A 20,476-nucleotide genomic window follows, 5' to 3' on the forward strand; every position below is an offset into this window, starting at 1 on the left:
CTCCTTCATCCGAAAGGTCAGAAAGGAACCCGACAGGCGTCTGTCGATTTCTTTCGTCGAGCGCTCGCCCAGGTCGCCGCGGGCCTTCGCCCAGCGCCGCTCCCCCACGCCAACCGCCCGCCCCTCTCGCTTCCGCCTCTCCCCCCGGCGGGCTACCCTCGACGGGATGTTTCACCCCGTCGTCGACCGGTGGTTTCGTGACCGCTTCGGCGCCCCCGCCCCCGCGCAGGAGCGCGCCTGGCCGGTCATCGCGGCCGGCCGCGACGCGCTGATCAGCGCGCCGACCGGCGCCGGCAAGACGCTCGCGGCCTTCCTCTTCTGCCTCGACCGGCTCGTCCGCGACGCGGCGCGAGGCGCCCTTGAGGACCGCACGGACGTCCTATACATCTCGCCGCTGAAGGCGCTCTCCCACGACGTCCACCGCAACCTCGAGCAGCCGATCGCCGAGATCTCGGCGGCCATGGAGGCGGCGGGGCTGCCCGCGCCGGGCATCCGGGCCCTCGTCCGGACCGGCGACAGCCCTGCGGCGGAGCGGCGCGCCATGGCGGCCCGGCCGCCGCACGTGCTCGTCACGACGCCGGAGTCCGCGTTCATCCTGCTGACCAGCGCGTCGGGGCGGCGCGCGCTCTCCGGGGTGCGCACGGTGATCCTCGACGAGGTCCACGCGATCGCCGGCGACAAGCGCGGCGCCCACCTCGCGCTCTCGCTCGAGCGGCTCGAGGACCTCGTGGTCGGCCAGGGCGGCGCCCGGCCGCAGCGCGTGGGGCTCAGCGCCACGGTCCGCCCCATCGAGATCGCCGCCCGGCTCGTCGCCGGCGCGCGCGAGCTGCCCCAGATCGTCGACGTCGGGCAGCGGCGGGACCTCGATCTCGCCATCGAGGTGCCCCGCGACGAGCTCGGCGCGGTCTGTACGCACGAGCAGTGGACCGAGATCTACGACCGCATCGCGGCGCTCGCGGAGGGAGCGCGGTCGACGCTGGTGTTCGTCAACACGCGCCGCCTCGTCGAGCGGGTCGCGCACGCGCTCGGCGCGCGGCTCGGCGAGGACGTCGTGGCGGCCCACCACGGGAGCCTCTCCAGGGCCCGGCGGCTCTCGGCGGAGCGGCGCCTCAAGGCCGGGGAGCTCCGGGTCGTCGTCGCGACCGCTTCGCTCGAGCTCGGCATCGACGTCGGCGCGGTCGACCTCGCCTGCCTCGTCGGCTCGCCGCGGTCGATCAACGTCGCCCTCCAGCGCATCGGCCGCTCGGGCCACGCCCTCGCCGCGACGCCGCGCGGGCGGCTCTTCCCGCTGACGCGCGACCAGCTCGTCGAGTGCGCGGCGATCGTGCGCGCGGCGCGCCGCGGCGAGCTCGATCGGATGGCGTCGCGCGAGGGGCCGCTCGACGTGCTCGCGCAGCAGATCATCGCCGCGTGCGCCTGCGAGGAGCGGGACGAGGAGGGGCTCTACGCGCTCGTCCGCCGGGCCGCGCCTTACGAAGGCCTCTCGCGCCGCGACTTCGACGCGGTGGTGGCCATGGTCTCGGGCGGCGCCGCCGCGGCGGACGACGGCGCGTCCGCAGCCCGTGGCGCGCGGCAGCGGGCCGGGTCGCTCGTCTACCGCGACGCGATCGGCGGCCGGCTGCGCGGGCGGCGCGGCGCGCGGCTCGCGGCGCTCACCTCGGGCGGGGCGATCCCCGACATCGCGGCCGTCGACGTGGTGCTCCAGCCCGACGGCACCAAGGTCGGCACGCTCGACGAGGATTTCGCGATCGAGTCGTCCGGGGGCGACGTCTTCCTGCTGGGCAACACCTCCTGGCGGGTGCTCCGGCTGGAGGGCGGCCAGATGTGGGTCGAGGACGCCCACGGCGCCGCGCCGACGGTGCCGTTCTGGCTCGGGGAGGCGCCGGCGCGCACGCCGGAGCTCTCGGCCGAGGTCGCCGCGCTCCGCGCCGAGGTCGCCGCGCGCCTCGACGAGGAGCGGGCCGATGGGCCGCGGCCGGCGGCCGAGCGGGGTCAGGGCGGCGAGGAGGCGCGGGCGGCGTGGTCCCGGGCGGCGCGCTGGCTCATGGAGGCGTGCGCGCTCGACGCGCGCGGGGCGCTGCTCGTGCGCGACTACATCGAGGCGGGGCGCGCGGCGCTCGGCGCGGTCCCGGGCGGCGCGACCGTCGTGGTCGAGCGCTTCTTCGACGAGGCCGGGGGGCAGCAGATCGTCGTGCACACGCCGCTCGGCGGCCGCGTGAACCGCGCGCTCGGGCTCGCGCTGCGCAAGCGCTTCTGCCGCTCGTTCGACTTCGAGCTCCAGGCGGCGGCGACCGACGACGGCGTGCTGCTCTCGCTGTCGGCGGAGCACGGGCTCCCGATCGACGAGGTGCTCGATCTGGTCCGCCCCGAGGGCCTCGAGGAGGTGCTCGTCCAGGCCGCTCTCCAGGGCCCGATGTTCCGCACGCGCTTCCGCTGGGCCGCCTCCCGCGCGCTCGCGCTGCTCCGGTTCCGCGGGGGCCGGCGGGTGCCGCCGGCGCTCCAGCGCATGCGCGCCGACGACCTCCTGCTCTCGATCTTCCCCGAGCAGCAGGGCTGCCAGGACAACCACGGGCTCTTCGCGCACGTCGATCCGCCGGATCACCCGCTCGTCCGCGAGGCGCTGCGCGACTGCCTGACCGAGCTGATGGATGTCGAGGGGCTGCGCGCGCTGCTCGTCGGCCTGCGCAGCGGGGCGATCCGCGTCGTCGCGCTCGACACGCCGGAGCCGAGCGTCTTCTCGCACGAGATCCTGAACGCGAACCCCTACGCGTTCCTCGACGACGCCCCGCTGGAGGAGCGCCGCGCGAGGGCGGTCCGGGTGCGGCGCGGGCTCCCGGCGGAGGTCGCCGAGCGGCTGGGCGGGCTCGATCCGGCGGTCGTCGCCGAGGTGGTCGCCGAGGCGCGGCCGGACGTGCGCGACGCGGACGAGCTGCACGAGCTCCTGCTCGACCGGGTCGCGCTCCCCGCGGAGGAGGGGATCCGGAGCGGCCTCGCGAGGCACTTCGAGGCGCTCTGCGCTGCCGGGCGCGCGGCCGAGGTGGGCGCTGCTCCGGGCGCGGGGGCCGGCGCGCCGCGCGCGCCGCGCTGGGTGGCGACCGAGCGGCGGCCGCTGGTCGAGGTGATCTGGCCGGGGGCGGTGTTTGCGCCCGACGTCGCGGTGCCGCCCGCCGTGCGCGGGGCCGCCGGGGCGGTCGATCGCGGCGCCGCGATCACGGCGCTCGTCCGCGGCTTCCTGAGCGCCGCGGGGCCGATCTCGACCGAGGATCTCGCGTCGCGGCTCGACGTGCCCGCGTACGAGGCGCTGTCCGCGCTCGCGCGGATCGAGCTCGCCGGCGGCGCGCTGCGCGGGCGCTTCCTGCCGAGCGCGCCGTCGCGGCCTGCGCAGCCCGCCGCGGGCGGCGCAGGCGATCTGTCGACGGAGTGGTGCGACCGCCATCTCCTCGCCCGCATCCACCGCCGCACCGTCACCGGCCTGCGCAGGGCGATCGAGCCCGCGACCGCGGCGGAGCTCCTCCGGTTCCTCCTGGCGTGGCAGGGCGTGCGGCCGGGCACGCAGGCGCGCGGGCCGGGGGGCCTCGGGCGGGTGATCGAGCAGCTGCAGGGCTTCGAGCTCGCCGCCGGCGCGTGGGAGCAGGCGGTGCTGCCCGCGCGCGTGGCCGGCTACGACGAGGGGCTGCTCGACGCGCTCTGCCTGTCCGGCGAGGTGGCGTGGGGCCGCGTGGTCCCGCGCGACGCGGCGGCGCCCACGCGCGCTGCGCCGATCACGCTGGCGCTGCGCCGCGATCTCCCGTGGCTCCTCGCGCCGCGGGAGGCCGAGGGTGCGCCGCCGCCGGCGTCGCTCTCCGAGGCGGCGCAGGGCGTGCTGTCGTTCCTGACGCGCGCGGGCGCGTCGTTCTTCGACGATCTCGCCGCCGGCGTGGGCGGCGTGGTCGGCGCGGGCCGCTCCCGGGACGAGGTCGAGGAGGCGCTCTGGGAGCTCGTCGCCGCGGGGCTCGTGACCGGCGACGGCTTCGCGGCGCTGCGCTCGCTGCTCGGCGGCGGCGCGGCCGTCGCGCTGGGCGCGGGCCGCCTGCGCGGCGGGGCGCGCCGGGGTGGCCCCGTCGCGTCGGGCAGGTGGTCGCTCCTGCGAGCGCGCCCGGACGCGTTCGCGCCCGCTGCTGGTGAGGGCGCCGAGGGCCCTGACGCTGTCGAGGCGCTCGCGCACCAGTACCTCCGCCGCTACGGCGTGGTCTGTCGCGAGCTGCTCGCGCGCGAGCCGCGGCCGCCCGCGTGGCGCGACCTCCTCCGGGTCTACCGGCGGCTCGAGATGGCGGGTCAGCTCCGGGGAGGGCACCTCGTCGCCGGCTTCGTGGGCGAGCATTTCGCGCTGCCCGAGGCGCTCGACGCGCTCCGCGCCGTCCGGCGAGAGCCCCTGTCCGGCGAGATCGTGCAGCTCTCGGCGTGCGACCCGCTGAACCTGGTCGGCATCGTCACGCCGGGGCCGCGGGTGCCGGCCGCGCTCGGGAACGTGGTCATCTACCGCGACGGCGTGCCGCTCCTGCCCGTGGCCGCGGCCGCGCCGGGCGGGCCGGGACAGGCGATGTCCGCTCCCGCGGGAGCAGCGATGTGAGGGCGACGGCCCCAGCTCTCTCGTCTCGAGCAAGGAAGCCTGGGATGGACTCCGTTCACCTTTCGATCGATGACGCCAGGGATATCCCCTCTATCCGGACCAGCCATCATCGCTGCGGGAAGTCGGGCGACGAAGCGAACCGCCATGACGCCGAGGGCGCCAAGGAACGAGCGGAGTAGGCGCAGAAGACGCCGTGACGGGATCTTCTCCTCTTCTCTTGGCGTCATGGCGGTTTTCTGCTGCACCGGGTGTAGCCGGCGCCCTCGGCAGGCCGGCAGCACGCGCCCTTGACGCTCGACCGCACGGCGCGTGCTGCCGTACGCTCACGCCGATGGCCAGCGAAAAGAAGAAGAAGTCACGAACCGAGGCCGCCTCGGACGCGGACACGCAGGGCGAGAAGCCCTCCGCGGAGCCGCAGCGCGGCGGCAAGAAGAAGTCGACGCTCACGGCCGCCCAGCGGCAGGAGCTGCTCGATCTCGATCCTGCCTATGAGGCGCCGATCGACCACCCCGTCTCCGATACGTTGCAGGAGGCGCGGGAGCTCGAGGTCGCCTTGAGCAAGCTCGGCAAGGAGATCTACAAGAAGAGCAGGCTCTCGAAGGAGGTCGGCACCTCGATCTCTGCCCGGCGCGACCTGCTCGCCGCCGCCGAGTCCGCCTGGACCGAGGTCCGCACGCTCCCGCTCTCCTCGGACCTGCGGGCGCAGCGCAAGGACGCGGAAGCCCTCAAGCGCGACGCCATCGCGGCGCTCCGTTACTTCCTCGCGGCGGACGAGGACGTGGAGCGCCGCGTCGACGGGATCGTCCTTGGCGCCGGCGTCGCCGATCTGGTGAGCGATCTGAACCAGCTCGCCGAGCTCCTCGAGCAGCACCGCGACGCGCTGGCCAGGGCCGATCTTCCGAAGCGCGCCCCGGAGCGCGCCCGTGAGCTCGCCGCGGCGCTCAGCAGCGGCGCGGCGGAGCGCGCCGTCGATCCCCACGGCAACGCCGCGATGGCGCTCCGGAATCGCGCCTTCTGGTGGCTGCGCGAGGCCATGGACGAGATCCGCGCCGCAGGCCGCTATGTCTACCGCGACGAGCGCAAGGTGCTCGCGCTCTTCCGCACGTCGAGCGCGCGTGCCCGCGCGCGTCGGCGCGCGGTGAAGCAGGATGAGCCCGAAACGACTGGATCGAGCCCGACACCGGCAGCGCCTGAGCCTGAATCGACCTGACGGCAGCGCGATCGGACATGCCGGTAGCCCGATCCGACATGGCAGGAGCGCGATCGGACACGCCGGGAGCGCGATCGGACACGCCGGGAGCGCGATCGGACACGCCGAGAGCCGATCCGATAGGACGGCAGAGCGATCCGACACGTCGAGAGCCCGATCCGAGCCGCTTTCGCGAAGCGGACACCGCTGCGGCGTGCCCGCGCGCACGTTGCGCTCCAACCCTGATGCCGTCAATATCCTGCGGCGAACACGCGCTCGGGGGGGCGTTCCTGGTCATCTGAGGCCGCCGCCATGTGGACTGTCCTTCCCGAGCTTCGCCAGCCCGAAAACTCCCGTCACCGCGCCTCCGGCCCGCCAAGGGTGCTCTGGACATCGGCGGTCGCGTTCGCGGCCGCTCTGCAGTGCCTCGCGTGCAATCAGGGAGCGTCCCAGCCCGGCGGCGCGAAGGCGGAGAAGCCTGCGGCCAGCGTCAAGGAGGTGACGCTCGCCCCCGTGACGGAGCTCGTCATGGAGCAGGCCGTCGACATCTCGGGGACCCTCGACGCCGACGAGCAGGTGACGCTCGGGGCCAAGGTGGCCGGGCGCCTCGCCTCGATCTCGGTCGACCTGGCGAGCCCGGTCCAGCGAGATCAGGTCATCGCTCAGCTGGAGGCGCGGGACTACGAGCTGCGCATCGAGCAGGCCACGGCCGCGCTGGCGCAGAGCCGCGCCCAGCTCGGTTTGCCCCCGGACGGGCCTGACAGCGAGCTCGATATCGAGGGCACGGCGGTGGTGAGGCAGGCCCTCGCGACGTTCAAGGAAGCGCAGGCCAACCAGGTCCGGGCGCGGGGGCTCGCCAGGGAAGGGCTGATGTCGGGCATGGACCTCGACGCGGCCGAGGCGGCGGCGGTCCGCGCGGAGACCGCCGTGCAGTCGGCGCGGGAGGAGGTGCGCATCCGCGAGGCCGCCGTCCGCCAGCGGCGCTCCGAGCTGCGCATGGCGCGGCAGCAGCTCGCCGACACCCTGGTGCGGTCGCCGCTCGATGGCGTCGTCCAGGTGCGGAGAGCGAACGTCGGCCAGTACCTCGCCGCGGGGGCGTCGATCGTGGACGTCGTCCGGATCGACCCGCTGCGGCTGCGCGTGGCCATCCCCGAGCTCGAGGCGGCCAGCGTGCGCGCGGGCCAGCCCGTGCGCGTGACCCTCCAGGGAGACAGCGCCACCTATCCGGGGACGGTCGCGCGCCTCGCGCCCGCGCTCGACCCGCAGAGCCGCACCCTGCTCGTGGAGAGCGACATCAAGAACCCCGGCCACCTGCGGCCGGGAAGCCTCGTCAGCGCGCAGATCGTCGTGAGCTCGAGGCCGATGCCGACCGTGCCGGCGACCGCCGTCGTCCGGTTCGCCGGCCTCGCGAAGGTCATCACGGTCGAGGACGGCAAGGCGAAGGAGAAGCAGGTCACCACCGGAAAGACGTCGGGGGATCGGGTCGAGATCGTGTCCGGCGTCGCGGTGGGAGAGTCCGTGGTCGCCCGGCCCGGGTCGCTCCAGCAGGGGCAGCCGGTGCGCGTGGTGGAAGGGGGCTAGGGTGCAAGCGCTCGCCAGGATCTGCATCCAGCGGCCCGTGTTCGCCGCCATGCTGACGCTCGCCCTCGTGGTGGTCGGCGCCGTGGCGTACTTCAAGCTGGGCGTGGATCGCTTCCCCGCCGTGGACCTGCCGACGGTCTCGGTCCGCACCACGCTCCCCGGCGGCGCGCCGGAGGACGTCGAGTCGGAGATCTCCGAGGAGATCGAGGCGGCGGTCAACACCGTCGAGGGGATCGCCGAGCTCCGCTCGATCTCGACGAGCGGCACCTCCGTCGTCGTCGCCACGTTCAACCTCGACCGGGACATCGACTCGGCGGCGCAGGACGTCCGCGATCGCGTGCAGGCGGCGCTGCGCCGCCTCCCGGTGGGCACCGATCCGCCCGTCATCGCGAAGCAGGACAACGACTCGACCCCGGTCATGTCGATCGCCCTCTCGGCCGATCGCTCGATCCGGGAGCTCACCGAGGTGGCCGACAAGCTCGTGCGGGTGCAGCTCGAGCGGTCGTCGGGCGTCGGCGAGGTGCGCGTCGTGGGGGGGCAGCAGCGCGCCATCAAGATCTGGCTGAACGCCGACCGCCTCGCCGCGTACGGCCTGCCGATCACCGCCGTCCGCGACGCGATCGTGCAGCAGAACGCGAACATCCCCGCGGGGAACGTCACGGGGAAGGAGGAGGAGCGGACGCTGCGCACGATGGGCCGCATCGAGGACGCGGGCGCGTTCAACGATCTGGTCGTCGCCACCGTCGACGGGCGGCCCGTCCGGGTGCGCGACATCGGCCGCGCCGAGGACGGCACCTACGAGCAGCGCTCGCTGGCCCGCCTCGACGGCAAGCCCACCGTCGTCCTCGACGTCGTGCGGCAGTCGGGCGCCAACACCGTCGCGGTGATCGAGGCCGTGAAGGCCAACCTGGCGAAGCTCTCCGAGCAGATGCCCGAGGACGTGCGGATCGAGGTGATCCGCGATCAGTCGGGCTACATCTACACGGCGCTGCACGAGATCAACGTGCACCTCGTCCTCGGCAGCATCCTCGCGTGCGCGGTCGTCCTGCTCTTCATGCGGTCGTGGCGGTCCACGATCATCGCGGGCGTCGCCATCCCGACGTCGGTCGTCGCGACGTTCGGCATGATGTGGCTGCTCGACTTCACGCTGAACAGCGTGACGATGCTGGCGCTCGTGCTGATGGTGGGCATCGTCATCGACGACGCCATCGTCGTCCTCGAGAACATCTTCCGCTTCGTCGAGGAGAAGAAGATGGACTCCTTCGAGGCGGCCAGGGCCGCGACGCAGGAGATCGGGCTGGCCGTGCTCGCGACGACGCTGTCGCTCGTCGTCATCTTCGTCCCCGTCTCGTTCATGTCGTCGATCTCGGGGCGGTTCCTGTTCCAGTTCGGGATCACGGCCACGGTCGCGATCCTCGTGAGCCTGCTCGTCAGCTTCACGCTGACCCCGATGATGAGCGCGCGCCTGCTCCGCGAGGAGGGCGCCCGCGCGCACGGGCCGGGCGACGGGGGCGAGGCGGCGACGCGGGAGGGCTTCTACGGGAGGCTCGAGGCCAGGTACACGCGCGCCCTCGCGTTCGCGATGCGGCACCGGGCGCTCGTCGCCGTCTCGGGCGCGCTGGTGATGGCGTCGGCCGTGCCGCTCTACGGGCTCGTGAAGCAGGAGTACATCCCCTCGGGCGCGGACGACGCGCAGTTCGAGATCCGCGTCACGGCCCCGCTCAGCGCGAGCATCGGCGCGATGGACGACGTGATGCGGCAGATCGGCGACGACGTCCGCGGGGTGCGCGGGGTGCGGAGCGTGCTCGCCACCGCGGGCGGCGGCTTCGTGGGCGGCGTCAGCGCGGGCGAGGCCTTCGTGCGGATCGCCCCGCACGACGAGCGCACGTTCTCCCTGACACGGCTGCTCCGGGAGACGTTCTCCGGCCATCCATGGCGCGCCTTCAAGGACAACTACTCGCAGAAGGACGTGATGCAGGAGGTGCGGCGCAAGCTGCGCAAGTACTCCGATCTCCGGATCTCGGTGCGCAACGTGCCGTCGTTCAACATCGGCGGCGGGAACTTCGAGATCGACTTCGCGATCCAGGGCCCCGACATCGAGCAGCTCGAGCGTTACGCGAACGAGCTCCGCGACCGCTCCGCGCAGCTCGGCGGCATCGTGGACGCCGACGTGACGCTGAAGATCGACCGGCCGGAGCTCCGGGTGCTCATCGAGCGCGATCGCGCGGCGCAGCTCGGGGTCCGGACGCAGGACATCGCGACCGCGCTGCGCCTGATGGTGGGCGGAGATCAGGCGGTCTCGCGCTTCCGGGACGAGGCCGAGAACGAGAACTACGACGTGCAGCTGCGCCTCATCGAGGAGGATCGCGATCGGGTGGCGGCCGTCCGCCGCCTGTACGTGCCCCGGACGGCGCGCTCGCCGGCCGCGCCGTCGCCGGGCGGCGCCGGCGGCGCGACGGCGCCCTCGGCCGGGACGCCGCTGCTCCGGGGCGACCTTGTGCGCCTCGACAACCTGGTGCGCATCGAGGAGGCGAGGAGCCCGTCGCGCATCGACCGGCTCGATCGCCAGCGGGTGTCGAGCCTGCGCGCCGGCGTCGCCCCCGGCTACGCGCTCGCCGACAGGCTGGAGGCGCTGCGCGGCGCCGCCCGGGAGATGGACATGCCCGCGGCGTACACGACCAGCGTGCGCGGCCGCGGCGCGGAGCTCGAGCGCACGTTCGGCGAGTTCATCTGGGCGTTCCTCCTGTCGATCGTGCTCATGTACATGATCCTGGCGTCGCAGTTCGAGAGCCTTGTGCACCCGGTGACGATCCTGCTCTCGCTGCCGCTGTCGGTGCCGTTCGCGCTGCTCAGCCTGTGGGCGACCGGGAACACGCTGAACCTGTACTCTGCGCTCGGCTTCCTCGTGCTGTTCGGCGTGGTGAAGAAGAACTCGATCCTCCAGGTCGATCACATGAACAAGCTCCGGAGCGAGGGCGTGCCGCGCGAGGAGGCGATCCTCCAGGCGAACCGCGATCGGCTGCGGCCCATCCTGATGACCACGCTGGCCCTGGTCGCGGGCATGCTCCCGCTCTGGCTGGGCACGGGGCCCGGGGCCGAGGAGCGCCAGACCATCGCCGTGGTGGTCATCGGCGGCCAGTCCCTGAGCCTGCTGCTCACCCTGATCGTCACGCCGGTCTCGTACTCGCTGCTCGACGATCTCGCGCGCAGCGAGCGCTGGGGGCGGGTGCGGTCCCGCATGGCATCCCTCCGCGAGCGCGCGTCGGCGCGGTTCGGCCGGCTCTTCGCGCGCAGGACGACGTAGGCGCGGCGGCGCCCGCTGCCGGGCGCCTCAGCCCTTCGCGAGCCCGAGCGCGGCCACGGCCACCGCGCCCCAGCCCGCGAGCAGGAGCAGCCCGCCGAGCGGCGTGACCATGCCGAGGACGCGGACGCCGGTCACGGTCATCACGTAGAGGCTGCCAGAGAAGAAGAGCACGCCGCCCGCGAAGCAGAGGCCGGCGACCGTCGCCGCGACGCCGCCGGTGCGCGCGGCGAGGTGGGCGGCGAGCGCCAGCGCGAGCGCGTGGGCGAGGTGGTACTGGGCGCCCGTTTGCCACCAGGAGAGGCGCAGCGCGCCGTCCGGCTCCGCGTCGAGCGTCGCCTTGAGCCCGTGGGCGCCGAAGGCGCCGAGCGCCACCGCGAGGAACCCGTAAACGCCCGAGAGCAGGAAGAAGAGACGTTCCATCGGGCGCGGAGCTTAGCCGATGGCCGGAGCGCGTCACGGGGGCGCTCGGCTGGGGGCGCCGCGCTTCAGCCTCCCTCCGCCCGCCGCCGTGGGAAGATCGTCCCCCGGATCTCCGCCATCGACGCGCCGAACGTCGTCGCGAGCCGGCCGAGGACGAGGCGGTTCAGCCGGCCGTCCGGCGGCGCCTTGACCGCGATCACGAACGCGACGTCGACGGGGGTGCCGGCGTGCCTCGCCGCCCGCTCCGCGAGCGCCGCCGCGGCGACGTCGGACAGCTCCTCACGACGCGCGACGCGGATCTTCACGTAGAGCGCCGCCCGCATCAGCGCGTGATAGCCGTGCATCCAGGCCATCCAGCGCTCCTCCGGGCCCCCGGCGAGGGCCCGTGAGAGCGCGTCGCGGCGCCGCTCGATCTCGTCGAAGGGCAGGTTGTCGAGCTCGTTCAGCGCGCCGGGGAACTCCCCCGCGAGCGCGCGGAACACCTCCTTGCCCGGGATCGGCTCCCCGGCCGCCCGCGCGCGCCGGAGCTCCGCGAGCGTGAGGTACTTGCGGGCAAGCTGCGACAGGACCTCCGGTGTGAGGCGCGTGTCGCCGTCGGGGACCTCCGCGCCGGTCACAGCCAGCCGTGAGGGAACGCGAGGACGTCGCCGATCGACGCGGCGCCGAGGCACAGCGCGACGAGGCGATCGACCCCGAGCGCGTTGCCCGCCGCGGGTGGCATCCCCTCCTCGAGCGCGTCGAGGAAGCGCTCGTCGATCGGATAAACCGGCTTGCCCTGGGCGGCCCGCGCGGCCTGATCGGCGAGGAGCCGCGCGCGCTGCTCGACCGGGTCGGTCAGCTCGCCGAAGCCGTTGCAGAGCTCGACGCCCGCGACATACAGCTCGAACCGCTCGCAGACCCGCGGATCGCTCGGCTTGAGCCGCGCGAGCGACGCGAACGGCGCGGGGAAATCGACCAGGAACACGGGGTGGGGCAGCGCGGCGATCGCCGGCTCCACCGCGTCCACGAGCAGGCGGAAGAACCGCTCCTCGTCGCTCGACGCGAGCGCGATCGCGTCGTCCGCGGGCACGCCCGCCCAGCGCGCGAACGCCTCGCCGATCGAGATCCGCGGGAACGGCGGCTCCAAACGTACCTGCTTGCCGGACGTCGAGATCGTGCCATCCGCGCCGAGCGCGCCCGCGACGCGCTGCACGATCGCCTCGGTGTCGGCCATCACCTCGTCCACGCCGGCGAAGGCGCGGTACCATTCGAGCATCGTGAACTCCGGGTTGTGCCTGTCCCCGAGCTCTCCGCGCCGGAAGCAGCGCGCGAGCTGGAAGCAGCGCGGGACGCCCCCCGAGAGCAGCCGCTTCATCTGGTACTCCGGGCTCGTGATCAGGAACGTCGGGCGCGCCGCCTGCACCGCGAACGCGTCGAGGTGCAGATCGAGCCCGGGGGAGGGGACCATGCTCGGCGTCTCCACCTCGAGGAAGCCGCGCTCGGCGAACAGCGCCCGCACCGCGGCGAGCGCCGCCGCGCGCTGCGCGAGCGCCGCGCCGCGCCCGCGATGGATCGCGCGCTCCGTCTCGCTCGACGGCGGCGCCGCGGCGCCCGCGCGCGCCCGCGGCGGCCTCCGGGGCGTGATCCGCTCGACGAGCCGCGCGGACGCGAGCGCGCAGTCGGTCGGCGTCGGTGCCGGCGCGCCCTCGACGATCGCGAGATCGCCGACCTCGAGCGGCGGCGCGAGCGCGCCCTCGAGCGCGACGCGCAGCGCGCCGAACGCGTCGCCGAGGACGACCGCGCCCTCCGCGACCTCGAGCACGCGGCCGCCGACGCGAACCCTGCTGGGCAGCGGCGCACCGGAGGGACCGGAGGGGCGCGGGGAACAGGCGGAGACGATGTCGCTCGGGGCGAACGTCGCCGGGAATCCAATGGAGGTGTTTGTTTCAGAGAGAGCCACGGCAGCCTGCGTTGAAGGTGCCGGAGACATACCACGCAGGTTGACCAGGGAGGTCACGTAACGAGGCAATCGCGGCCACAACTCCTTGATTTTCCGCGAGGACGCCGCGTCGCTTCTCCTTGATGAGCCAACGCAACTCGTTACGTTGGTCGCGCTCGTCGGTCCGGCCCTGCCGCGCCTCACGCGAGCGCTGCTTGCAGAAAGCCAGCAGAAATCCAGCCGGAGAGATGAACCCATGAGACGACTGCCGCTCTTGCTTCCGTTGACCGCACTCGCAGCCTTGGCCTCTGCGGGGCCCGCCGCCGCGTCGGAGTGGCACACGCTACCGAAGGGCTCGCCAGCAACGGCGCTGTCCTTCCGCGGCACGGATGGCGCGCGGGGCGCGGCGGAGGCGGCGCTGAAGCACGCCGCTTCAGACCTCCGCCTCCAGGGCGTCTCGCTGCGTTACCAGAGCGAGCTCGTGGATGGCGATCACCGCACTGTCCGGTTTGCGCAGGTCCACGCCGGACTGCCCGTGCTCGGCGCCGCGGTGGCGATCGATCTCACCCGGGAGAACCGCGCGGAGGTCGTGGTGCTCGACGTGGCGCGGGACCTGTCGGTCGCGACGACGCCGACTCACGGGGAAGAGGCCGCGCGGCGCGCGGTCGAGGCGACCTACGGAATGACGCTCGCGGAGCGGCCGAACGCGGCGCTCGCGGTGTTCCCCGAGGCGGAGACGGGCGGCAAGCTCGTCTGGGTCGTCGATGTCCGGTCGGATCGCGGCGGGGAGCGCTACCTCGTCGACGCGCACACTGGCAAGCTCGTCCACAGGCGCTCGCTGGCCGTGCACGCGCGAGGGCGCGTTTACCCCATCAGCTCGGCGGTCACGCCCGAGGTCCAGGATCTCGAGCTCAGCAGCCTCGACGCGGCGGATCCCCAGACCTTGAGCGGCTGGAACGGCAACTTCAAGGTGGTGAATTACGTGGACGGCGACCTCACCGCCGGCGTCCCGCTCACCCTGGAGCAGAGCGTCGAGCCGAACACAGGGGAGGACTTCCTCTACGATCCGCCCACGAGCGCGGAGGATGCGCACGACCAGTTCGCGCAGGTCGGCATCTATTACCACCTCACCCGGATGCGCGATTACTTCGTGTCGACCCACCAGATCGACATGGGGGCGCCTGGCTGGAAGCTCGTCGCGGTCGCCAACATGCTGGAGGCGGGCCGGCCGATGGACAACGCGTTCTTCTCGGGAGAGGGCGTGGGCGAGCCCTTCCGCGCGCCGAACCTCATCGCCATCGGCCAGGGCTCGTTCTTCGATTTCTCGGACGACTCCGACGTGTTCCTCCACGAGTTCACCCATTACGTCTCCGCCAACGCGGTCGGCTACAATGGAGGCCAGTTCGCGATCAACGAATACGGGCTCTCCCCCTGGGCCGGCAGCATCGATGAGGGCATCGCGGACTATTTCGCCTGCACCGTGAACGGCGACTCCACGCTCGGCGAGGCGACGCTGGCGCCCTTCGGCATGGCGCGCGACCTCGCGAAGGACACCAAGACGTGCCCCGGCGATCTGGTGGGCGAGGTGCACGAGGACGGCGAGCTGATCGGCAGCCTCGCGTGGTCCTTGCGCGAGAAATTCGGGGCCAAGGTGGGCGACAAGCTCGTCTGGGGCACGGTGACGCTGCTGACCCCCAACGCCTCGTTCGGCGATTTCGCCAAGGCGCTGAAGCGGGCGACCGGCAAGCTGGTGACCGCCGGCGAGCTCACGGAGGCGGACGCCGGCGCCGTCGACGCGCTGATCGAGAGCCGGGGCCTCGACGACTGCGAGGAGGTGCTCGATCTGAGCGGGGGCAAGTCGCAGACGACGAACATGTTCGGGATCGACTCGCTGGTCTTCGGCTCGGGGGCGTCGTGCGCGGATTACCGCTCGCAGCTCAGCCTGCAGAGCCTCTTTCACTTCAAGAGCAAGCCGGATCGGGCCGCGAAGGGCGTCCGCTTCACCGTGGAGCTCGATCCCGACCGCGGCAACGACGTCGAGTGGAGCATCTACGTGAGGACCGGCCGGCACGTCGGCTTCACGCTGGGCGAGCTGCTGCCGGAGGCCACGAATTACGATTACAGCGTCGAGGGGATCACGGAGACGGACGGCGAGATCGTCATCGACGAGACCTCCGATCCGCCGTTCGATCCCACGCAGACGTACTACCTGGTGATCGGCCATAAGAACTGCCCGTCCTCGTCCGTGACGGTGGAGAGCGAAGATCTCGGGCTGGAGCCGCCGGTCGATCCGACGGAGCCCGTCGAGCCGGAGCCCGCCGGCTCCACGGGTGGAGCGACGCCGGATCCGACCGATCCGATCGAGGATCCCGAACCGGAGACGGTCGTGGGGTGCGCTTGCCGCGCCGCCGAGCCGAGCGCGCCCGTCGCGCCGTGGACGGCGCTCGCCGGGGTCGCGCTCGCCGGGACTGCCGTGCTGAGGCGGCGTGCGCGGGCGCGTCGCGCGCTGGGCTGAAGTGAGGGCCTGACGGCCTGAGGCCGCCGGCGTCACGCGGCGGGCGGCGCATCGACGCGCGCCGCCGTGGCGCCTGGTAGTGGTCAAATTTGAACATGAAGGCGGGAAGGCGGGAAGAAAACCTTAATGATCTTCCCGCCTTCCCGCCTTCATGTGGACTCTCTCTGGGCAAAGTCGACCCCTACCCGGCGCCTGCCCTCCCTTGCGGCCGTGTGAGGCGGGGGCCGCCTTCGCTGCGCTAGCGTCCGCCCGCGCCGCCGGTGCCACCCGCGCCGCCGGCACCACCCGCGCCGCCGGTACCACCCGCGCCGCCGGTACCACCCGCGCCGCCCGTACCACCGGCGCCGCCCGTACCGCCCCCGCTTCCGCCCTCGCCAGTACCGCCGCCCCCGGCCGTCCCGTTGCCGCCGTCGCCACCGCCGCCGCCCGTGCCGCTCGCGCTGGTCGTGCCGCTCGTCGTCGGATCCTGGTTGGGATCGCAGACCTGCGTGATCGCATTCGGCCTGCAGCAACGGTGTTGTTGCTGCTGCTGACCGATGCCCATGCACTCGAGGCCATCGGCGCAGTCATCGTTGCCGTTCGCGATCTCGCAGGGCTCGCCCTCTTGCTGCCGGCTGCAGCTCGCGGCTGAGGCGACGATCGCCGCGGCGAGCGCGGCCAGGAGGAGCGCGGGGCGCAAGGCGTTGCGCGATGTCTTCGGGGCTTTCACGCGCGCTGGTCTAGCAGAACCAGGCGGGCTTGCCTATTGCCCATCTACTGCGGAGGGGCCGGCCGGTTCTTGGCGTCGATGGCGTCGATGAACAGGCCCATGTACTGCGCGGCGCTCGTGATCGAGAAGACGAGCGATAGATAGATGAGCAGCCGTCCGACGTGCACCACGTCGACCTCTCCGAAGTCGACGCCGAGGTGGATGTGGTACGGGTAGCCGAGGATCAAGCAGACGATCCCGATCATCTGCAGCGCTGTCTTGATCTTCCCGCCGTCGCCCGCCGCGATGACGAGCCCCTCGGTCGAGGCGATGGAGCGGAGCGCCGTGATCGTGATCTCGCGCGAGATGAGCAGCACCACCGCCCACGCCGGGATCCGGCCCATCGGCACGAGCCACACGAGCGTGGCGGCGACGATGAGCTTGTCGGCGAGCGGATCGAGGAACTTGCCGAGCACGCTCACGAGGCCCTGCCGCCGCGCCAGGTAGCCGTCGAGCATGTCGGTGATCGCCGCGAGCGAGTAGACGCCCGCGGCCCAGAAGCAGTCCCGCGGCGCGCCCCTCGACAGGAGCACGAGGACGGCCGGGATCATGAGGACCCGGGCGAACGTGAGCAGGTTCGGGAGGTTCCGCGCGTCTTCCCAGAGCGTGCGCCGCCGCTGCGCCTTGGTGCCCCGCAAGGACGTGCCAGCGCTAGCGACCATCGACGAGGACCATCCCCTCTCCGCCGAACGTCACGAAGCCCTGCATCCCTCCAGGCGCCTCGGAGGCGGGCAGCGTGCGCGGCAGGAGCCGGCCCATCCACCCGAGCACCGCGGTCGCGCGCGTCGACGTCGGCCGCGACGGGGTGATCTCCAGCGCGGCGGCGCGCTCGGGCACCGACAGGACCATGTGGCCGCGGCCGCGGAGCTGCACCATCGCGACCGCCTCGCCCTCGCCGGCCGGCAGGCGGCCGTTCTCGTAGCCGATCGGCAGATCGAAGCCGACGAGGACGTCCTCGCGCAGGTAGATGGACTCTTCCCCGAGCGTCACCGGGTGAAGCCGCCGCCCCTCCGGCGCGCCGAGCACGAGCTCGCAGCGCCCGCCGATCTCGATGAAGGGCGTGCTCGGCCCGCCGAGCGGCTCGTCGAAGATGCGCCCGCGCGCCTGCCGCTTCAGCACGTGCGTGGCGGTCCCGGAGTGCACGCTCATGGTGCGCAGCGCGTCGAGCCGGGCGACGAAGCCCTTCGTCGACTGCACGAGCACGACGCCGGTCGGGTGCCGCGTGACAGCGGCCTCGCGCGGGAAGACGAGCAGCCGCTCGCGCGCGAGCGCCGAGAGCGTCTCCAGCGGCGGCGTCGCGGCCGGCGGCGTCGCGGCCGGCGGCGTCGCGGCGGGCGCCGCCGTGGGAGGCGGCAGCGAGGACGACGACGGCCGCCCCGCCGCCTTCTTGCTCGCCGCCGCCGCGTCCGCCGCCGCGGGGACGGCGATCGCGAAGCGGCCCGTCGCGGAGGGCTCCTCGGGCGCCACCGTGCTGCGGCGCACGGTCGGGGCCACGCTCCCTCCCGGCGGCGCCTGCACCGCCGGCATCGACGGGACCGTCGGCGCCGCGCCGACCCTCGGGCCGGGAGCCTTGCCCGCGCCGAGCGGGTTCGTCGGGCCTCCCGCGCGGCCGTCCGCCCCGAGGCTCTTGAACGACGGCGGCGCCGGGATGGTCGGCATCATCTCGCGGCCAGGCTCGATGGCCGACCATGTCCCTGACGGGATGCGCGGCAGATCCGAGTCGTGCCGGAAGCCCGCGCCGGCGCGATCGAGCGCCTGCACCGCCTCGCCTGCGGCGCGCTGCACCTCGGCCTTGGCCTCGACCGGCGGCTGATCCTCGGTGTCGGGCGGCTCCATCGAGTAGCGGCCCGTGGTGCTGCCCGTCATGTCGAGAAGGCGGCGCGCCATCGCGTCGTGGCCGCCCGCCGCGAACGCGTGGCTCGCGCGCTCGTAGTCGCCCATGCGCTGGAACGCGAGCCCCAGGTAGCCCCACGCGCGCTGGTGCTTCGGGTTCTGCTCGAGCGCCTTCTCGAGCTCGGACCGCGCCTGCGCCGGCTGCCCGGTCTTGAGGTACGAGAGCGCGAGGTTGATGCGCGGCTCGACCGCCTCCGGATGGGCCTGGATCAGCCGCTCATAGATCGCGATCGCCCGCGGGTAGAGCCCCAGCCGGAAGTAGACGATCCCGAGCAGGTCCTGCCCCTTGGGATCGCTCGGCTGGAGCGACAGCGCGCGCTCGAGCTCCGCCTTCGCGGCGTGGACCCGGTTGTCCTGCAGGAGCTCGCTGCCCCGGTGCAGGTGGAACAGGAACTCCTCCGCCGCGACTTCGCGTGTGGAGGGCCGTGGGTCGTCGCGCTCGTGCATTGTCGGGGGGATCGTACACGAAAACGCACACACGCCGTCAGGCGCTCGCCGCCTCGATCGCCTCGGCGAGCGTGAAGGCCCCCTCGTAGAGCGCGCGGCCCACGATGACGCCGCTGACGCCGGGGATCTGCGCGAGCGCGCGCAGGTGAGCGAGCGATCCGACTCCGCCGGAGGCCAGGACGGGGAAGCCGCACGAGGCGGCGAGCTCGCGGGTGGCTTCCAGGTTGGGGCCGACCTGCGTGCCGTCGCGGGAGACGTCGGTGTAGAGGAGCGCCGCGACGGGGGCGCCGGCGAGCGCGCGGGCGACGTCGAGGGCGGTGACGGAGGAGACCTGCTCCCAGCCCTGCACGGCCACGCGCCCGTCCTTGGCGTCCACGGCGACCACGACGCGCCCCGGGAAGCGGCCGGCGAGGTCGCGTACGAGCGCGGGAGCGTTCACCGCGGCGGTCCCGAGCACGATGCGATCGGCGCCCAGCGCGAGGTAACTCTCGGCCGCGGCGGCGGAGCGGATGCCGCCCCCCACCTGCACGCTGCCGCCCTCCGCGCCGAAGGCCGCGATGACGGCGCGGACGGCGTCGGCCTGGACGGGCAGGCCGGCGCGGGCCCCTTCCAGGTCGACCACGTGCAGCCGATCGCAGGCACGGCGGAGGCGAGCGGCGAGCGCCGCCGGGTCCTGGTCGTAGACGGTGACCTGATCGTAGCGCCCTTGATGGAGGCGCACGGCCTGGCCTCCGAGGAGATCGATGGCGGGGATGAGCTGCACGCGGCGGGTCTAGCGCGCCTCTGCGCCGGTGGGTAGAGGCGGCGAAGGCGGCGAAGGTCCGTTGCCCCGCCGCGTCACCACGACCCGCTCGCCCCGAGCACGACCCCTTCCGGGCCTGCCGCGAGCACCCCTGCGCGGATCCGCCTTGACGTCGCGCCGGCGGTCATGTCGCTCTGCGTCGGCTCGGTCAGGTAGAGGACCGCCGCCGCCCCGAGCCCGGCCAGCCCCACGCCGAAGCCGATCGTGCTCACGAGCCCGGTGGTGCTAGCGCTCTCCGCCGCGTCCAGGCCCGTCTGGTCGCAGGCCGTCGGGTCGCTCAGGCCGATCCCGCTGCCGCAGTGCTCGCGGACGACGCTCTTCTTGCCGAGCGTGAGCGCGCCCGTCACCCCGCCGAGCACGAGCCCCGCGACGCCGACGCCGCCGGCCGCGTACATGGCCGCCCGCCGGCCTGAAAGGCTCTCGGCGGACGGCGCCGGGGCGCCGCTCACCTGCAGATCGACGCGCTTCTTCTCGCCGCGAGCGAGGTGGATCCGCGTCTCCTGGACAGGCCCTCCCGGCGCCTGCGTCGACACGACGTGCTCTCCCGGATCCACCGGCACGCTCGCGCCCAGCGCGGCGCTGTCCACCGCGCGACCGTCGCGCTTTACCACCGTCCCTGCGGGGGCTCCGGGCGGGAGGGAGAGCGCGAGCTCCGGCACGAGCGGGGCCAGCTTCTCGCGCTCCTCCCGGGCGACCTTGGGCCGCTCTCCTTGCCGGCGCTTCTGCTCCGGCGTCAGCTGCTCGTGGAGCGCAAGGTACTCCCCGAAGTGGGCGAACGCGCTCGCGACGCGGCCCCACCTCGACTCGCAGACGGCCAGCGTGAAGAGCGCCCCCGGCTTGGGCTCGAGCCGATGGCTCTCGGCGATCGCGTTGCAGCCGGTCTCGTACTGGCTCGCCTCCATCTCGGCGAGGCCCCGGTTGAAGAGGGCTTCCGCGGCCGCGCTGTCCTGCGCCGCGGCGGGCGTCGCGGCGGCGAGCGGCCAGAGGACGAGAGCGAGAGGAGCCATCCGGCGCAGGCGACGTGTCATGTTCTGGGGTATCCACAGGCGA

At 73.4% G+C, this 20,476-nt stretch carries 13 protein-coding genes; 5 read left to right on the forward strand and 8 right to left on the reverse strand.

The annotated features are described in order from the left end of the window. Positions 1-166: 166 nt before the first annotated feature. The 4 genes from WME73_RS15885 (at position 167) to WME73_RS15900 (ending at position 10,683) form a co-directional block, all read left to right on the forward strand. A complete protein-coding gene (locus WME73_RS15885) occupies positions 167-4,609 on the forward strand; it encodes a DEAD/DEAH box helicase (RefSeq protein WP_437916251.1) in 4,443 nt (1,480 codons plus the stop codon). 331 nt (positions 4,610-4,940) lie between these two features. Then, entirely contained in the window at positions 4,941-5,819 is an 879-nt protein-coding gene (locus WME73_RS15890) for a hypothetical protein (protein WP_437916253.1), read from the forward strand. Positions 5,820-6,110: 291 nt separating this feature from the next. Continuing rightward, positions 6,111-7,379 carry an efflux RND transporter periplasmic adaptor subunit gene (locus tag WME73_RS15895; protein ID WP_437916254.1) on the forward strand — a complete coding sequence of 423 codons (1,269 nt, stop codon included), beginning with the start codon at positions 6,111-6,113 and terminating at the stop codon, positions 7,377-7,379. A 1-nt stretch (position 7,380) separates the two neighbouring features. Next, the gene (locus WME73_RS15900; protein ID WP_437916255.1) at positions 7,381-10,683 is read left to right on the forward strand and encodes an efflux RND transporter permease subunit; all 3,303 of its coding nucleotides are present in this window, start codon (positions 7,381-7,383) and stop codon (positions 10,681-10,683) included. Between the two features lie 27 nt (positions 10,684-10,710). Here WME73_RS15900 and WME73_RS15905 read toward each other — a convergent pair whose 3' ends face one another. The 3 genes from WME73_RS15905 to epmA all read right to left on the reverse strand — a co-directional run bounded on the left by WME73_RS15905 (position 10,711) and on the right by epmA (position 12,904). Further along, entirely contained in the window at positions 10,711-11,103 is a 393-nt protein-coding gene (locus WME73_RS15905) for a DUF423 domain-containing protein (RefSeq protein WP_437916256.1), read from the reverse strand. 65 nt (positions 11,104-11,168) lie between these two features. After that, a complete protein-coding gene (locus tag WME73_RS15910; RefSeq protein WP_437916257.1) occupies positions 11,169-11,720 on the reverse strand; it encodes a hypothetical protein in 552 nt (183 codons plus the stop codon). After that, the gene (epmA, locus tag WME73_RS15915) at positions 11,717-12,904 is read right to left on the reverse strand and encodes an EF-P lysine aminoacylase EpmA (protein ID WP_437916258.1); all 1,188 of its coding nucleotides are present in this window, start codon (positions 12,902-12,904) and stop codon (positions 11,717-11,719) included. Before epmA ends, WME73_RS15910 begins: the two co-directional genes overlap by 4 nt. Positions 12,905-13,322: 418 nt before the next feature. On the opposite strand from epmA, the gene WME73_RS15920 reads away from it, so the two are divergent. Further along, positions 13,323-15,536, forward strand: a complete 2,214-nt coding sequence (locus WME73_RS15920; protein ID WP_437916259.1) for an MYXO-CTERM sorting domain-containing protein — start codon at positions 13,323-13,325, stop codon at positions 15,534-15,536. Between the two features lie 238 nt (positions 15,537-15,774). On the opposite strand, the gene WME73_RS15925 is transcribed toward WME73_RS15920, so the two are convergent. The 5 genes from WME73_RS15925 to WME73_RS15945 form a co-directional block, all read right to left on the reverse strand. Beyond that, positions 15,775-16,245 carry a hypothetical protein gene (locus tag WME73_RS15925; protein ID WP_437916260.1) on the reverse strand — a complete coding sequence of 157 codons (471 nt, stop codon included), beginning with the start codon at positions 16,243-16,245 and terminating at the stop codon, positions 15,775-15,777. 44 nt (positions 16,246-16,289) lie between these two features. Then, on the reverse strand, positions 16,290-16,946 hold the full coding sequence (pgsA, locus tag WME73_RS15930; RefSeq protein WP_437746308.1) for a CDP-diacylglycerol--glycerol-3-phosphate 3-phosphatidyltransferase: 657 nt from the start codon (positions 16,944-16,946) through the stop codon (positions 16,290-16,292). After that, entirely contained in the window at positions 16,936-18,624 is a 1,689-nt protein-coding gene (locus WME73_RS15935; protein WP_437916261.1) for a tetratricopeptide repeat protein, read from the reverse strand. The genes pgsA and WME73_RS15935 overlap by 11 nt, the downstream gene beginning before the upstream one ends. Positions 18,625-18,661: 37 nt before the next feature. Next, positions 18,662-19,387, reverse strand: a complete 726-nt coding sequence (hisA, locus tag WME73_RS15940; RefSeq protein ID WP_437916262.1) for a 1-(5-phosphoribosyl)-5-[(5-phosphoribosylamino)methylideneamino]imidazole-4-carboxamide isomerase — start codon at positions 19,385-19,387, stop codon at positions 18,662-18,664. 74 nt (positions 19,388-19,461) lie between these two features. Beyond that, positions 19,462-20,433 carry a hypothetical protein gene (locus tag WME73_RS15945; RefSeq protein WP_437916263.1) on the reverse strand — a complete coding sequence of 324 codons (972 nt, stop codon included), beginning with the start codon at positions 20,431-20,433 and terminating at the stop codon, positions 19,462-19,464. Positions 20,434-20,476: the final 43 nt, after the last annotated feature.

This window comes from Sorangium sp. So ce302, from assembly GCF_051530145.1.
Classification (GTDB): Bacteria; Myxococcota_A; Polyangia; order Polyangiales; family Polyangiaceae; genus Sorangium; species Sorangium cellulosum_B.

Coding starts and splice junctions, on each gene's coding strand:
- WME73_RS15890 (WP_437916253.1), top strand. CDS start 4,941: ATGGCCAGCGAAAAGAAGAAGAAGTCACGAACCGAGGCCGCCTCGGAC.
- WME73_RS15895 (WP_437916254.1), top strand. CDS start 6,111: ATGTGGACTGTCCTTCCCGAGCTTCGCCAGCCCGAAAACTCCCGTCAC.
- WME73_RS15885 (WP_437916251.1), top strand. CDS start 167: ATGTTTCACCCCGTCGTCGACCGGTGGTTTCGTGACCGCTTCGGCGCC.
- WME73_RS15905 (WP_437916256.1), bottom strand. CDS start 11,103: ATGGAACGTCTCTTCTTCCTGCTCTCGGGCGTTTACGGGTTCCTCGCG.
- WME73_RS15935 (WP_437916261.1), bottom strand. CDS start 18,624: ATGCACGAGCGCGACGACCCACGGCCCTCCACACGCGAAGTCGCGGCG.
- pgsA (WP_437746308.1), bottom strand. CDS start 16,946: ATGGTCGCTAGCGCTGGCACGTCCTTGCGGGGCACCAAGGCGCAGCGG.
- WME73_RS15945 (WP_437916263.1), bottom strand. CDS start 20,433: ATGGCTCCTCTCGCTCTCGTCCTCTGGCCGCTCGCCGCCGCGACGCCC.